Annotated in this window: 17 protein-coding genes; 11 read left to right on the forward strand and 6 right to left on the reverse strand. The window is 60.9% G+C overall.

From position 1 onward, the window contains the following. The first annotated feature begins 23 nt into the window (after positions 1 to 23). From NF78_RS09565 to NF78_RS09580, 4 genes are all read left to right on the forward strand, one after another. The gene (locus NF78_RS09565; RefSeq protein ID WP_035985916.1) at positions 24 to 545 is read left to right on the forward strand and encodes a M67 family metallopeptidase; all 522 of its coding nucleotides are present in this window, start codon (positions 24 to 26) and stop codon (positions 543 to 545) included. 76 nt (positions 546 to 621) lie between these two features. Further along, positions 622 to 1794, forward strand: a complete 1173-nt coding sequence (moeB, locus tag NF78_RS09570; protein ID WP_035989251.1) for a molybdopterin-synthase adenylyltransferase MoeB — start codon at positions 622 to 624, stop codon at positions 1792 to 1794. 346 nt (positions 1795 to 2140) lie between these two features. Then, on the forward strand, positions 2141 to 2425 hold the full coding sequence (locus NF78_RS29300) for a hypothetical protein (protein WP_035985917.1): 285 nt from the start codon (positions 2141 to 2143) through the stop codon (positions 2423 to 2425). Between the two features lie 199 nt (positions 2426 to 2624). Next, on the forward strand, positions 2625 to 3194 hold the full coding sequence (locus NF78_RS09580; protein ID WP_035985918.1) for a hypothetical protein: 570 nt from the start codon (positions 2625 to 2627) through the stop codon (positions 3192 to 3194). 24 nt (positions 3195 to 3218) lie between these two features. On the opposite strand, the gene NF78_RS09585 is transcribed toward NF78_RS09580, so the two are convergent. Both NF78_RS09585 and NF78_RS09590 read right to left on the reverse strand, forming a co-directional pair. Beyond that, on the reverse strand, positions 3219 to 4109 hold the full coding sequence (locus NF78_RS09585) for a M56 family metallopeptidase (RefSeq protein WP_035985919.1): 891 nt from the start codon (positions 4107 to 4109) through the stop codon (positions 3219 to 3221). After that, complete coding sequence (locus NF78_RS09590; RefSeq protein ID WP_318655459.1) at positions 4109 to 4579, reverse strand: BlaI/MecI/CopY family transcriptional regulator; 471 nt, start codon at positions 4577 to 4579, stop codon at positions 4109 to 4111. The genes NF78_RS09585 and NF78_RS09590 overlap by 1 nt, the downstream gene beginning before the upstream one ends. A 140-nt stretch (positions 4580 to 4719) precedes the next feature. Here NF78_RS09590 and petJ point away from each other — a divergent pair, with 140 nt between their 5' ends. The 4 genes from petJ to NF78_RS09610 all read left to right on the forward strand — a co-directional run bounded on the left by petJ (position 4720) and on the right by NF78_RS09610 (position 7107). Beyond that, entirely contained in the window at positions 4720 to 5052 is a 333-nt protein-coding gene (gene petJ, locus NF78_RS09595; protein ID WP_035985921.1) for a cytochrome c6 PetJ, read from the forward strand. A 99-nt stretch (positions 5053 to 5151) separates the two neighbouring features. Next, positions 5152 to 5937 carry a tetratricopeptide repeat protein gene (locus tag NF78_RS09600; RefSeq protein WP_052050043.1) on the forward strand — a complete coding sequence of 262 codons (786 nt, stop codon included), beginning with the start codon at positions 5152 to 5154 and terminating at the stop codon, positions 5935 to 5937. 81 nt (positions 5938 to 6018) lie between these two features. After that, positions 6019 to 6558, forward strand: a complete 540-nt coding sequence (locus NF78_RS31810) for a hypothetical protein (protein WP_035985922.1) — start codon at positions 6019 to 6021, stop codon at positions 6556 to 6558. A gap of 123 nt (positions 6559 to 6681) precedes the next feature. After that, on the forward strand, positions 6682 to 7107 hold the full coding sequence (locus NF78_RS09610) for a hypothetical protein (protein WP_052050045.1): 426 nt from the start codon (positions 6682 to 6684) through the stop codon (positions 7105 to 7107). An 82-nt stretch (positions 7108 to 7189) separates the two neighbouring features. Here the strand turns inward: NF78_RS09610 and NF78_RS09615 are convergent, their stop codons facing one another. Continuing rightward, positions 7190 to 8092, reverse strand: a complete 903-nt coding sequence (locus NF78_RS09615) for an alpha/beta fold hydrolase (RefSeq protein WP_035985923.1) — start codon at positions 8090 to 8092, stop codon at positions 7190 to 7192. A gap of 134 nt (positions 8093 to 8226) precedes the next feature. Here NF78_RS09615 and NF78_RS09620 point away from each other — a divergent pair, with 134 nt between their 5' ends. From NF78_RS09620 to NF78_RS09630, 3 genes are all read left to right on the forward strand, one after another. Next, a complete protein-coding gene (locus NF78_RS09620; RefSeq protein WP_052050047.1) occupies positions 8227 to 9711 on the forward strand; it encodes a hypothetical protein in 1485 nt (494 codons plus the stop codon). A gap of 253 nt (positions 9712 to 9964) precedes the next feature. After that, the gene (locus NF78_RS09625) at positions 9965 to 10492 is read left to right on the forward strand and encodes a hypothetical protein (protein ID WP_035985924.1); all 528 of its coding nucleotides are present in this window, start codon (positions 9965 to 9967) and stop codon (positions 10490 to 10492) included. A gap of 72 nt (positions 10493 to 10564) precedes the next feature. Then, positions 10565 to 11230, forward strand: a complete 666-nt coding sequence (locus tag NF78_RS09630) for an SDR family oxidoreductase (protein WP_035985925.1) — start codon at positions 10565 to 10567, stop codon at positions 11228 to 11230. An 11-nt stretch (positions 11231 to 11241) separates the two neighbouring features. Here the strand turns inward: NF78_RS09630 and NF78_RS09635 are convergent, their stop codons facing one another. From NF78_RS09635 to NF78_RS09645, 3 genes are all read right to left on the reverse strand, one after another. Then, entirely contained in the window at positions 11242 to 12351 is a 1110-nt protein-coding gene (locus NF78_RS09635; RefSeq protein ID WP_035985926.1) for a tocopherol cyclase family protein, read from the reverse strand. A 191-nt stretch (positions 12352 to 12542) separates the two neighbouring features. Continuing rightward, positions 12543 to 13301, reverse strand: a complete 759-nt coding sequence (locus tag NF78_RS09640; RefSeq protein WP_035985927.1) for a M48 family metallopeptidase — start codon at positions 13299 to 13301, stop codon at positions 12543 to 12545. A gap of 26 nt (positions 13302 to 13327) precedes the next feature. Further along, positions 13328 to 13771 carry an NUDIX hydrolase gene (locus NF78_RS09645; RefSeq protein ID WP_035985928.1) on the reverse strand — a complete coding sequence of 148 codons (444 nt, stop codon included), beginning with the start codon at positions 13769 to 13771 and terminating at the stop codon, positions 13328 to 13330. Positions 13772 to 14206: the final 435 nt, after the last annotated feature.

Consider the following 14206-nt stretch of genomic DNA (forward strand, 5'->3'; position numbering starts at 1 on the left):
TCATCCATTAGCGCTGACGAACTATGGCCCTTCAGCTTGACCCGGAACACTGGCGGGCGATCGCCCAGGCCGTTGTCGCTGGCTACCCCCGCGAAGCCTGCGGGCTACTGGTCGGTCACCGGGTGCTGGCCGCCGAAGACCCTACTGATGAAACCGATCGCACGGTGACCGCCGTCGTGCCGGTGGCCAACGCCTGGGATAGTTCACGGCAGGATTACACTGATGGCGAAGCTGAAGGGCAGGCCCACAGCCAGCGCGATCGCTACTGGATCGACCCCGCCGATCTGCTGGCGGTGCAGCGGCAGGCGCGGCAGCAGGGGTTGGAGATTATCGGCATCTATCACTCCCATCCTGACCACCCGGCGGTGCCTTCGGAGTGCGATCGCGCCCTGGCCTGGCCCGTCTATTCCTACGTCATAGTCTCGGTGGTGCAGGGTCGGGTTGCCGCTCTAAACAGCTGGCGACTTGACGAACACAGCCAGTTTCAGCCCGAGGCTGTGAAAATGATTGAACCATCTGCAAACAAAGCCCCATTCTTGTCCTAAGCTGAAATGATGTGAAAAACGGTCGTGCCCCAGGCCGTTTTTTGTGTTTAACCGCCACAGTTTCTCCGCCGAGGCCATGCTCAACCCAAACCTGGACGATATTCAGCTCACCAAAGAGGAGTACGAGCGCTACTCCCGCCACATCATTCTGCCGGAGGTGGGCCTTGATGGGCAGAAAAAACTCAAGGCCGCCAGCGTGCTCTGTGTGGGCACCGGGGGGCTGGGTTCGCCGCTGCTGCTGTACTTAGCTGCCGCGGGCATTGGCCGCATCGGCATCGTCGATTTTGATGTAGTCGATCAGTCCAACCTGCACCGCCAGGTCATCCACAGCGAGTCCTGGGTGGGCAAGCCCAAAATTGAGTCCGCCAAGAGCCGCATTTTGGAGATCAACCCCCACTGCCAGGTAGACCTCTACGAAACTCGCCTCAGCGCCGAGAATGCTCTAGGCATCTTTGAACCCTACGACGTTGTGGTAGACGGCACCGACAACTTCCCCACCCGCTATCTGGTCAACGATGCCTGCGTACTGCTGGGTAAGCCCAACGTCTACGGCTCCATCTTCCGCTTTGAGGGGCAAGCGACGGTGTTTAACTACCAGGAAGGCCCCAACTACCGCGACCTCTACCCCGAACCGCCGCCGCCGGGGCTAGTTCCCTCCTGCGCCGAAGGCGGTGTGCTGGGCGTGCTGCCAGGCATCATCGGCGTGATTCAGGCCAATGAGACCATCAAGGTAATTTTGGGCGCGGGCAAGACCCTCAGTGGTCGCCTGCTGCTCTACAACGCCCTGGACATGACCTTCCGAGAGCTGAAACTGCGCCCCAACCCGGTACGTCCGGTGATCGACAAGCTGATCGACTACGAAGAGTTTTGCGGGATTCCCCAGGCGCGTATGGAAGAGGAAAAAGAGAAAGCCGGTCTGGCCGAAATGAGCGTGACCGAACTCAAGCAAGTGCTCGATGGCGGCGACGACAACGTGCTGCTGCTCGACGTGCGCAACCCCAACGAGTATGAGATCGCCCGCATTCCCGGTTCGGTGCTGGTGCCCCTGCCCGACATTGAAAACGGTGACGGCGTCGACAAAGTGAAAAGCCTGGTCAATGGCCACCGGCTGATTGTGCACTGCAAAATGGGCGGGCGATCGGCTAAGGCCCTGGGCATTCTCAAGCAGCACGGTATCGAGGGCACCAACGTTAAAGGCGGCATCACCGCCTGGAGCAAGGAAGTGGATGCTTCTGTGCCCGAGTATTAATCCGTAGGGTGGGCACCGCCCACCGCCAGCCTCGGCTGGGCCTTTAATCCTTTGTCAACAGCAAAGTGCCTCGATGGAGTTCTTTCCATTGGGGCATTCTGTTTTGTGTAGAGAATGTTCCTTCCCATCGATCCGCTAAGCTAAAGACATCCACGTATGACTCCGTGGCTCAACTTTTTATCGTTAATCCCAGCGACAACAGTCACCCTGCTGCTGATCAGCATTGCCTTTCTGCGGTTTTACAATGAGCAAGACTTCACCTTCCTCGGCCTCATCGCCAACCCCAGAATCTGGAGCAACCGACTCACTGTGGCGGCCCTCGCGGCTGCGGTGGCTAATTTCGGCATTGAGTGGGACCGTCGAAATCGAGAAACAGACCGCCTGGCTGAAGAAGCACAACGCCGAGCTGAGGAGGTACAACGAAGAGCTGAGGAAGAGCAACGCCGAGCTGAGGAAGTACAACGAAGAGCGGAGGAAGAGCAGCGAAGAGTTGAGGAAGAGCAGCGAAGAGTTGAGGAAGAGCAGCGAAGAGTTGAGGAAGAGCGACGAGAAAGAGCTCGAAGAGCTGCGGGAGAAGAACAGGCGGCTCGCCGAGCTACAGTCGAAATTGAACGAAATCTTGCGTTCTTGAGCTATTTGCTCGATCCCTCCCCCGAAAACCGCAGCCGCCTCGCTCAGGTCATGGTCTTGCTGAGAGAGTACCGCGACACCTTAGCGTAGGGCTCACGGGCAGTGATTCCCAAAGAAGTGGCCCAGTGAAGTGAACCTATGTGAGTCGCCGATCGCTACAGTTGCTATCATCGAACACGGGTTCCTAGGAGGTAGTGCCGATGAAATGGTGTTGTCGCAGTTTTGGTGGGGTGTTGATTGCCTTAGCCCTAGCCAGCTCTCCGGCCTGGGCCGTCCCTGGGCAAACTGTGACCCTGACTGAAACCTGGATTCGCAACAACCCCACCCTGCGGCCCTCCCCCAGGGAACGCCTGGCGATTAACCGTCTGGTTGCCCCTGGACAGCGGTTTACCTTTCAGGCCTCGGTGTTCCCCGTCAGTGGTGTCAACTCCGAAGTCGATCGCCGCCTGATCCGCACCGAGCGGTTTAGCATCGTTGACCATGCCAACCCCATTACGGGCGATCGCCTCGATGAATCCCTGCGGGCGATCTACGGCCAGGAAATTTTCAACGACTACCGCCAGGCAGCGGTGCTGACCCGCTACCCGGCCCGAGGCGCTAGGCCAGTGCCCGGGCAAAATGTGGTGCTGCGGGGGGAAGTGCGCGAGGGCGATCGCTTCGCCTACTGGCAGGAGATTGCCTACGATCGCGCTGGCACCGCCTACCTGGGTCGGATGGTCGTGTTTCTCAGGGAAGACATCCCGGCGCTCCAGGCCCAGCTCAACTTCTAAACTGGCAACGGAAGGGATGACGGGCTAGGTGTGGAGCCAGGTGGTGGCCAGGGGCAGCACCGCCGCCGCCAGCCAGGCCAGATGCCTGAACCCTGGAGCCTGGGGATCAGCTTCAGGGGCTGGGGTGAGCAGCGCATTGACCCGTTGCTCTAGCCGACTAACCGACAGGGATTCATTAAACGCGGCAAAGCAGTCGATGCCCGTCCCCAGGGCTGGAGGCTGTAGCGCCAGGGTGATCTGGCGGGCCAGTTTCACCAGCAGCTCGGCCAATACCAGGGGGTCGCTGGTGGTTGCCGCCTGTTGGTCGGCCCGCATTTCCCGCAGCAGCAGCAGATCGTCCCACAGGGCTGTGGTGTGGGGGAGCCAGCAGCCAAAGCGCCGTAGCAGCCCCAGCCCAAAAAACCACAGCGGGTCGTGAAAGTCGGCGTGGGCCTGTTCGTGGGCGAGCATAGCCCGCTGCTCAGCGGGAGTGAGGTGGTCGAGCCAGCCCTGGCTGACGAGCAGGGACGATCGCCACAGCCCCACCTGGGCGGCCATGGGCACCGCCCCTGGCACGCAGCGGGCAACCCCGCCCTGGGGCAGGGCAATGGTGGGGTAACGGCGCAGGCGTCCGTGGGCCACCAGGGCGCGCCCCAGGGAGTAGACCAGAACGCCGCTAAACCAGCACAGCACCCCCAGGCTGACCCAGCACCCCACCGGGCTGACCGACCAGCCCAGCATGGTGCCGTGGTGGCCCATGGAGAGCACCGCACTGGCCACCAGCAACACGGTCAGCGGCGGCAGGCAAAAGGCCCTCAGGGTAGACTCCCAGCGATCCTGCCAGGGGGCATCGGGCGATCGCCCAGCCGAACTTTCCCCCAGCCACCGCCATACCACCGCCAGTAAAATCGTCAGCACTATCAGGCTGCTGTGCATCAGGTTTCCTCCTGCCTGGCTTCACGCAGGGCGCGCAGCCGATCGGCGATCGCATCCAGTTGCTCTAGCTCGGCCACGTCGAGGCTGTCGGCAAAGGCGGCCACAATGTCGGGGCTGCCCACCGCCAAAAAACTCTGGAGTTGCTGGTGGGCGGTCAGCGCCTGGGCCTCCTGTTGGGTCACCGTGGGCTGCCAGCGGTAGAGGCGACGGGTCTTCTCCTGGCGAATGGTTTCCCGCCGCAGCCAGCCCTTTTTGGCCAGCCGCTGGAGCACCGTGGTGATCGATGCCTGGGTGAGGTCGCGATCGGGGTCGGCCAGAATGTGGTCGTGAATAGCTTTGACCGTGGCCCCGCCCCTGGCCCAGATGATGGCCAGAATTTCGGTCTCCAGCGGGCCGAGGGAGAGCTGATGGGGTCGGTGACGGGGCAGGGGAGCCATAGCGGCGCTGGCGAAGGGAGCAGGACTGGGCAATAAGCCCCAGTTTAGGGGATGGGGAGAGGTCTGCCCAGGCGATCGCGTTACAGTTCGCAATAGTTGACGGACTGTCTTTTGATCGAAATGGCCCTTACCCGGAGAATTTTGCCAGAGAGGATTTTGGACTGTGAACGGTAATGAGAAAACTTGCTTTCACCCTGGCGGCGGTGCTGATTGGCGTCGCCCTCTGGATGGCACCGGCGGCCCAGGCGGCTGATCTGGCCCACGGCGGCCAAATTTTTGGCAACAACTGCGCGGCCTGCCACATTGGCGGCGGCAACGTGGTAAATGGGGCCAAAACTCTGAAACAGGCCGACCTAGAGAAATATGACATGGCCTCGATCGAGGCGATTACCACCCAGGTGACCAACGGCAAAAATGCCATGCCTGCCTTCAAGGGGCGGCTGAGCGACGAGGACATTGCCGATGTCGCCGCCTACGTGCTCAGCCAGGCTGAGCAGGGTTGGTAGGGTCAGTTTTTTATCTCCAGTGCCCCCGCCCTGCTTGCCGTAAACACCTCTGCAAGCGGGGTTTTTTGTCGTTAGGGCTGATGGCCAGAGGTCGAACTTATGGGTATTTCCCGACTGATAGCGGGCTGTTTGGGGCTGCTGCTCAGCCTGGGCTGGCCAGGATTGGCCCAGGCAGAGGCACTGTCTGCGCCCATCGCCCCCGGCGATCGCTGTTTCATAGCTGTGCAGCAGGAGCGCTACGAGGAGGCGATCGCCCTCTGCTCCCAGGCTCTCCAGCTCGATGCCGCCGCTGCCGACTACCGCCTCAACCGGGGCTTAGCCCTCTATCGCACAGGCCAGTATGCCCAGGCGCTGGTGGACAACACCCAGGTCTTGGCGGCCCATCCCAAGGACTACCGGGCCTTCTACAACCGGGGACTCGTGCGGGTGGCCCTGCACGATTTCCAAAGGGCGATCGCCGATTTTGACCAGGCGGCTGCCCTGGCCTCCGATCCCGACGCCCTGGGCGACATCTACGACGATCGAGGTCTGGCGAAGCTGATGGCCGCCCAGCCCCAGGCGGCCCTGGGCGACTTTGACCAGGCCCTGGCCATCAATGGCCACGATACGCGGGCGCTGTACAACCACGGCTGCGCCTGCCACCAACTGGGCCGCCTCAACGAGGCCCTGGCCGATCTGAATCAGGTGCTGGCCCTGGAGCCCGACCACGCCCGCACCTACCTGAAGCGGGGAGTAATGCGGCAGTCCCTGGGCGATCGCACCGGCAGCCTGGCCGATCTGCGTCAGGCCGCCGCCTGCGCCCAGGCCCAGGGACACCCCCACCTGCACCACTACATCCTCACCCTGCTCCATGAGTGGCAAACCCCCAGCACCCAGCTGGGCTAGGCCCTGGGGCTAGGCTCAACCCACCTGGGCCTAGCTGTTTTTTTCACCAAGCTGTTTATTTACTGACCTGACCGATACACCATGCAACGTTCAACTGTTTCCACGGCAACGATTCAAACGGCGGTGGCCAAACCCGCCCTGGCTCTACTCACCCTGGCCCTGGTTCTAGGTGGTGCCCCTTCCCCCACCCCCGCCGACCCTGGCCACGGCCAAGCCGCCCATGATCAGAGCGAAGGCCACGGCCACAGCGAAGGGCAGGGACACTCCCCCCACGGCCACCACGGCCACAGCACTCTGGAAATTCCGGCGGGTCAGCCCGTGCCAACGGTGACGCTAATGGTGCATCCCGACCCGGTGCGGGGGTGGAACGTAGAAATCCAGACCACCAACTTTCGCTTTGCCCCCGAAGCGGTCAACCAGGCCAACCAGCCAGGCGCGGGCCATGGCCACCTCTACATCAATGGGGAATACCACTCGCGGGTCTACGGCCCCTGGCTACACCTGCCCAGCCTCCCCAGCGGGCGGCACGAGTTGACCGTCAGCCTCAATGCCAACGACCACGCTGCGCTTACCCACAATGGTCAAAATATTAAGTCTACCGCCGTGGTCGAGGTACCCTAGCCGGGTTACTTGAGGCCAAGACCCTAGACTGTCGATGCCCTGGTGGAGTAATTACCATCGGGGCATTCTTTATAGAGAAGAGCAGTGCGCCGCTCCTATCCGCTAAGCTAGACCTAGACCTGAATGACTCCGTGGCTCAACTTCCTATCGCTGATTCCGGCCACCACGGTGACGGTACTCCTGATCAGCATTGCCTTTCTGCGGTTCTACAATGAGCAAGACTTCACCCTTCTCGGCCTCATCGCCAACCCCAGAACCTGGAGCAACCGACTCACTGTGGCGGCCCTCGTGGCTGCGATTAGTAATTTCTGCATTGAGTGGGACGGTCGAAACCGAGAAGCAAACCGCCTGGCTGAAGAAGCACAACGCCGACTTGAGGAAGAGCAACAAAGACTTGCGGCAGAAGAACAGGCGTCTCGCCGAGCTGCAGTCGAAGTTGAACGAGATCTTGCACTCCTGAGCTACCTGGCTGACCCATCGGCGGAAAACCAGCGCAAGCTGACCCAAGTGCTAGCGTTGCTCAACGACTATCGGGACTCTCTTGGCTAAACACCTAAGAGCAAGTCCGACTCACCAAACTCCGGTTCAAAACCGATATCTGGTAGGGGCGTAGCAATGCAACGCCCTGCCGCTATTGAGTCAGGTTTGTCAGCACCCAATCACGCAGCAGGCTGTTGACCTGGTCGGGCACCTCATCGTGGGGGCAGTGGCCCGCCTGGAGGTAGTGCTCGGTCAAGTCTGGGTAGTGCTGGCGAAACTGGGCCCCTTTGTCCCGACAGTTCATCCAGGGGTCGCCCTCGCCCCAGAGCATCAATAAAGGACAGGAGAGCTTTTTCAGAAGTTCGTCCACCTTTTCGCCCTGGCGGGACTTGAACACCGAGGCAAATACCCTGGGGGCACCGGGGTCGAGGGCGGGGCGGCGAATGTCTTCCACCAGCTGGTCGGTAATGGCGGTTTTGTCCAGGTAGACCTGCCGGAGGGTGCGGCGGATGATGGCGGGCTGGCGCACGTACTGAAACAGCAGCCAACTGGGCAGCGGTTGCAGCATCAGGGATTGGATTGCTTTTGCGATCGGGTTGGGGGGCGGCGGTGGGGTTTGGGCCGGGGTGGAGAAGGGCCCGGCGCTGTTGAGCAGCACCAGCCCGGCGGCGGACTCGGGGTGGTTGGCAGCCACGCACAGGGAGGCGTAGCCGCCGAGGGAGTTGCCCGCCAGCACCACCGGACGACCGATCACCTCGGTGATGAACTCGTGGAGCTGGGCCTGCCACAGGTCGCCGCTGTAGTGCCAGTCGGGCTTGGCCGATCGCCCAAAGCCCAGCAGATCGATCGCCCATACCTGGAAGTCAGCCTGGAGGCCCTGAATGTTTTTGCGCCAGTGGTCAGTGGAGGCCCCAAAGCCGTGAACCAGCAGCAGGGGGGGGCGGTCATCCCGCGATTCCCCCGCGACGACGTGGTGGATGGCCTGGTCGCGCCAGTACCAGTAGGTGCCTTCCGGGGTAGGGCGAGTCGCTTGAGCGGTAGCAGCAGTGGCCATAGAGCTTGGGTGACGGTTTCGTAAACATACATTAACTAAAATGGTAGCGAATCTGGGCAGGGTAGGCCTGGTAAGGATGACAAAACGCCGAATACCAGGCATTGTTGCAGTGGAATCTTCTTAAGCCCCCGCCTATGGCTGCCCTATCTCGCCCTCGTCGATCGTCGCGCCGGTCGGCCAACGGCCGCGAATTTTCTAAGTACGATGCCCGCCGCGTGAAATCGCTGTGGTTTGAGCGGCTGATGGCGATCGCAGCCCTGCTGAACCTGGCTCTGGTGATTGGCGATCTCAGCTACATTCCCCTGCGGGATCTATACCTGCGATTTTTACCTGGAATCACCACCTGGTACGGCGAGAGCTTCAAAGGTATTGAGCCCCACCGGTTTACGGCCAACTACCTGGCTACGGTCGACGACCTGGAGCGCCAGGTGTCAGAGACCGGGTTGACGTCGCCAGCAGCCCAGGCAATTTTGGCCGACTTGCAGCAGCAGAGTGCGGCCATGATCAGCGAGAATCCCTTTCAACTGGCCAATCGCTCGGGCAACCTGGAGCGGATTAAGAACAGTCTGCGCGAGCGCATGGACAACGACTCGGCTACCGACTCTTTTGTCGAGTTCTGGAGCGTGGGCCACCTCAGCGCGGCGGGCTTTCCGGCAGAAATTGCCTTTTTCAACCGCGAAATCCGCCCATTGATCAACACCAATTTCTTTCGCCATACTGCGGTTCACGGCGGCTTTGTCGATCAGTTCTGGCGCATCGATATCTGGTTTAACCTGCTGTTTGCCCTGGAGCTATTGGCCCGCAGCATCTACCTCGATCGCCGCTACAAAAACTTCACCTGGCGCGATGCGGTGCTCTGGCGCTGGTACGACCTGCTGCTAATTGTGCCCTTCAGCGCCCTGCGCCTGCCCTGGCTGGCCCTATCGCGGCTGATCCCGGTCACCATTCGCATCAACCAGTCCAACCTGATCGACCTGGACCCGGTTCAAAATAGCATCAGCCGGTTTGTGATCAGTCAGGTGGCGGTGGAAATTACCGAAATTGTGGTGCTGCGGATCATCGACCAGATGCAGGCCCTGGTGCGCGACGGCAGCCTCACCCAGCGGCTGCTGGAGCCCGCGGAGAGCCGTCGCTACATCGATGTCAGCGGCATGAATGACCTTGAAGTGCTGGCCCAGCGATTGGCGGCCCTGACGGTCTACAACGTGCTGCCCCAGGTCAAACCCGAACTCGATGACCTGCTCAAGCACACCGTCACCCAGGCCTTTGATCGCGCCCCCGGCTACCAGGGGTTTCGGCAGCTTCCCGGGATTGGCGGATTGCCCGACCAGGTGGCCCAACTGGTGGTGGCCCAGCTTTCAGCCAATGTCTACGGCATGGTTAGGGGATCGCTTGAAAATGAGACCGGGGGCGAGAAAACCCAGGCGCTGATTGACAAGCTGGCGGAGACCTTTAAACTCCAGCTCAGGGAGAACGAAAACATTGAAGAACTGGAAGCCCTGGTGGTGAATTTTCTGGAGGAGTTTAAGCTCAACTACGTCAAACGGTTGGCCGCCGAAGATGTCGATCGCCTGATCGAAGAGCGCTACCAGATCTACAACGTCACCCAGGGCCAGTAGGGGGCGATCGCCACCGGGCTACAACCGTGGATGAATAGACTCAGGTTCCTCGATCCCCTCCCAAAGACGGACGCGCCGAAGTGCTATCTCCTCCCTGTACTTCTCCACGGGGATAGAGAGATAGCGCTATCCGGCGCTGCTATGGTTAGCAAAACTGAGCAGTACGGATGAGAGCGGGCCATTTTGCCCTAATAACTCTCCAACGCGCTCAACCTTGGCCCGACCTTGGCCCAACTTTGGGAGGATAATAACGATGTCTACTCGCAATCGAAAAACCGACGATATCCGCAGTCGCGACTTTGAATCATCCATTAACACTCGACCCGTGACCAACGATGAAGTTGCCTACCGCAATGGTTACGTGCGGGGCAAGTCGGCGGAGCAGCTAGAGCAAGAGCGGCGACGGGCCACAGAAGCCAGAATCTATGAAGAAAATGCCCGCCTGCGATCCGATAACGGTGTGTCTGCTGGCTTGATTTTGGGCCTGGCCCTGGCGGCTTTGGCGGCTGTGATTGGCGGTCTCATCTACGTCTACAGCGAAGAGACGAACCCAGGAGCCGTCACCCCTACCCCTGAAGCGACCAGCCCCGAACCAGCTACCAACGAGACTACGATTATTGAGCGCACAATTGAGCGGACCCAGGAAGTGATCCCGTCCCCGGCTCCCGTGCAAACGCCGGAGGTAAATGTCGAACTGAATACCCCGGCTCCCGCCCCCGCCCAACCTGAGCCCGCCACCAACCAGGCTCAACCTGCCCCAGCGGAAGGGACAGCCAACTAGACTCCCGTCGAAACCCTCAGAGGGCCTATCTTAGAGAGGCTTGTCCCTAAACTGACCCTCTAAACTGACGCTATGGGTACCTACCTGATTACCGGAGCCAACCGCGGCATTGGTTACGAATACTGTCGGCAGATCCAGCGGCGGGGCGATTGCGCGATCGCGGTCTGCCGTCAGCCCTCCAGCGAGCTAAAAAAGCTGGGCATCCAGGTCGAAACCGGGGTAAACATCACCGATGCTGCCTCGGTGAGCGACCTGGCCCAGCGGCTAAGTGGGATGGCAATCGATGTTTTGATCAACAATGCGGGGATTCTGCACCGCGTCACTCTGGAAGATCTGGACTTCGACAGCATTCGGCAGCAGTTTGAGGTCAACGCGATCGGCCCGCTGCGGGTTACCCAGGCGTTGTTGCCCAACCTGTCCCCGGGTGCAAAGGTCGGCCTGATGACCAGCCGCATGGGCTCGATCGCCGACAACACCTCCGGCGGTTCCTACGGCTACCGCATGTCGAAGGTGGCGCTGTCGATGGCGGGCAAGTCTTTGGCCCACGACCTTAAACCCAGGGGCATTGCCGTGGCCATCTTGCATCCAGGGCTGGTGCAAACCCGCATGACAGGCTTTACCAACAGCGGCATTACTCCCGCCGAGTCGGTGGAGGGACTGCTGGCCCGCATCGATGCGCTCAATTTAGAAAACACCGGCACCTTCTGGCATTCCAACGGCGAAGGGTTGCCCTGGTAAAGGGACTGGCCTCACGACTTGATCCAGGGCTGATTCCAGGGGCGGCCGCCCACTTCCAGCCCCGCCTGGGTGCTGCTCGCCGCCGCGATCGGCTCCAGCTTGTCTCCCCGCCGCCGCCACAACCGGACGCTGACCTGACCCAGGGCGGTATCGCGGCAGCAGTAGACCATGCCCTGGTGGGTGGGAGCCCGCAGCAAGATGCCCGGTAGGGGGGTGGTGCCGATGACCTCCACCACGTAGTCTGGGCGCTCGCCGCGCATGTGCCAGTAGCCCCACGGGTCGATGTGCCAGGTGACTCGCGCATTCCAGGGAACGAACTCATAAAACTGGCCGCGGTGGTGAACCCCCACCATGGCTACCGACTCCATCCAGCCCAGCACCTGACGGCGTCCCCCCCCGGCGGTCAGGGCAAAGTCGGCCATCCCGTCAAAGGCATTGCAGTTTAGCCAAAACCACTTTTTGGGAAATGCCCGGCCCCAGTTCTTCTCGCTGTAGGCCGGAGCATTGGTGAACTCGTACCGTTTCCCCTGCCACTCGATCCACCCGGTCGAGTGGCCGTGGGCCATTAGAATTTGCCAGCCCGGCTCAAAAATGGGCAGGCTAGAGAGAAATCCGGCAGTAGACTGCTGAGGCTGGTCGGGGCGCCCCCAGCCATAGACGGGGGCGGTGTGGTACTGCCAGGCCACCCGTCCGGCCACCGGATCCTCGAGCTGCCCCTGGTGCCAGGTGGCCGTGACCTGGTAGCCCTCGGTCACGTAGGCCTCAAATTCTGAGGCGGAAAGCAGGCGGGGGGCCGGTTGGGCTGGGTATCCAGGGGTGCGGCCAGTAGCCGCAGCCTTGAGCGTGCGCCAGTGCCCCAACCCCAGCCCCTCCGGCCAGGCCCAAAACAGCGATGGATCGGGGAAGGTGCGGCAAAAGTAGCCGTCGTCGGGGCCCAAAATTTGGGCCGTGCCGCCGCTGTGGGGACGCCCGCCTGCGAGGTCCTCAATGGAGTACATGAAGGCAAAGGTCTGGCCAGTTTCCGGCAGCGTGACGCGGAAGTACCAGCCCTCAAAGAATCGGTTGGTTTGACCGTCCCAGTGGTAGCCGCTGTGGGGAGTCTGGAGAGAGTGAAGGGACATGGTGGGGAGTGGATGGGTGTGCGGGTGGATGGGTAGGTGAGATAGGGGAGGTGAAGGGTGGCGGAACGCCCTTCTCGACGGGAGGCTAGGGCCAGCGAAATGGCCCCAGCAGCAGATTTGGCTTCTAGCCGACCACCTTGGTCAGCCTAGGGATTCTGCTCCCTGAAACAGCCTATTTCCTTAAAAACTTCTCAGTCTTCTACCCAGCGGGGCACGTACTGCCAGCCGTTGCGAATTTCATCGCGGTACTGCTGGTGATTGGGCTGCTTTTCCTCTACCAGTTTCCAAAACGCGGCGGAATGGTTCATATGCACCGTGTGGCACAGCTCGTGGACAAAGACGTAGTGCACCAACTCCGGCGGCAAAAACAGCAGCTTGTAATTGAGGCTGATATTTTTGTTGGAGGAACAGCTGGCCCAACGGGTCTTTTGGCCCCGGATGGAAACCCGGCTAAAGGGCAGGTTGACCACAAAACTTAGCTCGCGCAACCAGGGGGCAAACTCGGCTCGGGCTTTGCGGCTCAGCCACTGGCGCAGCAGTTCGCTGCAGGCGGCGCTATCTTCGACCGGGCCGCGCAGCAGCAGGGTTTGGGGTGCGCTCTGGGTCATGGCCAGGGTGCGCGAGGGGAAGGGCTGGTAGTGAACCTGCCAGGTCTGGTGGCGCGATCGCAGCTCAATTTGCCCTGGTTTGTCCTCAAAGTGGGCTTCGGCCAGGGTGGCGGTTTGGTGAGCCAGCCGCTGGCGCGATCGCCACAGCCAGTCCCGGCGGCGGTGCAGCAGTTCCGGCACCTGGCTGTGGTCAAAGCCGCTGGGAACGACGACCTCGATCTGACCATCGAGGTGTAGCTTGATGGAGACATGGCGGGCGCGAACGCTCTCTCGAATTCGGTAGTCGGGCAGCGCCCCCGGGTCAGCGGGAAAAAGCTGGAGCTGTTCGGAGGATTCAGCCATAGGACAGCAGCAGACGGCACGCTTGGTTAGATAGCCTGTTCTATCCTACGGTGCTCCAGAAAAGAGAGCAAAAGTTGCTGGTGCGGTGGCCCAATCGGGCGCTCTTCCTGGGCGCGTGCCGAGTAGCGTCGACCCCGATGAATATCCTCCACGCTCCACAGCGCCAAGTCCAGGCCCTCTGTCAGCACCAGGCGCTCTACCGGCATCACCAGCGGCCCGTGGTACACGTGGCGCACCACGGTCTCAGATTCCGATCGCGTAAACCGCTCCAGCCGTGGGGCGGCATAGCCAATCTCCTCCAGCAGTTCGCGGTAGACCGCCGTATCGGGATCCTCATCGGGTTCGATGTGGCCGCCAAAGAAGGCCCAGTGCCCCGGCCAGGCAATGGACTCCAGGTCGTCGCGCAGTTGGAGCAAAAAGCGATCGCCCTGATAGAGAATTGCGATCGCCACCTCAGGCTTAGGGGTCATAGGGCAAGCTGGTTATCCGTAGTTTTTCTGGGCTAAGTGAGGCCCACCACGCCTACCGCCCCGATCCTCGCCCCGCCGGTCTGGGTCGGGAAGAATGGACGGCAGTGGAGCCGGGGTAAGCGTCAATCGTACCGGCCATCGTCAATGCTGCTTGAGGGGTTACCTCCACAGCTACAGCGTCAAACGCCGCCATTTCGGGAACGACGAGGCGTCTGTAACCCGCTAAAAATCAAGCATCGATCCCCAACAATTAACATTAATTAACAAAAAGAGCTTGCGATCGCCAATTTAGAGAAAAAGTCCCCGCCGTTTATTGAGTTTCGTTAATAGAACACCAATTCAGAGATCAATTTTGCGATCAGAGTATTTCTGGAAGCCCTGTAGATCAAGGGCTTCCGCAGATTGAATTATTGTTAACCTCCGTCAAAAAGGGTC

It is taken from the genome of Leptolyngbya sp. KIOST-1 (genome assembly GCF_000763385.1).
GTDB lineage: Bacteria > Cyanobacteriota > Cyanobacteriia > Phormidesmidales > Phormidesmidaceae > Nodosilinea.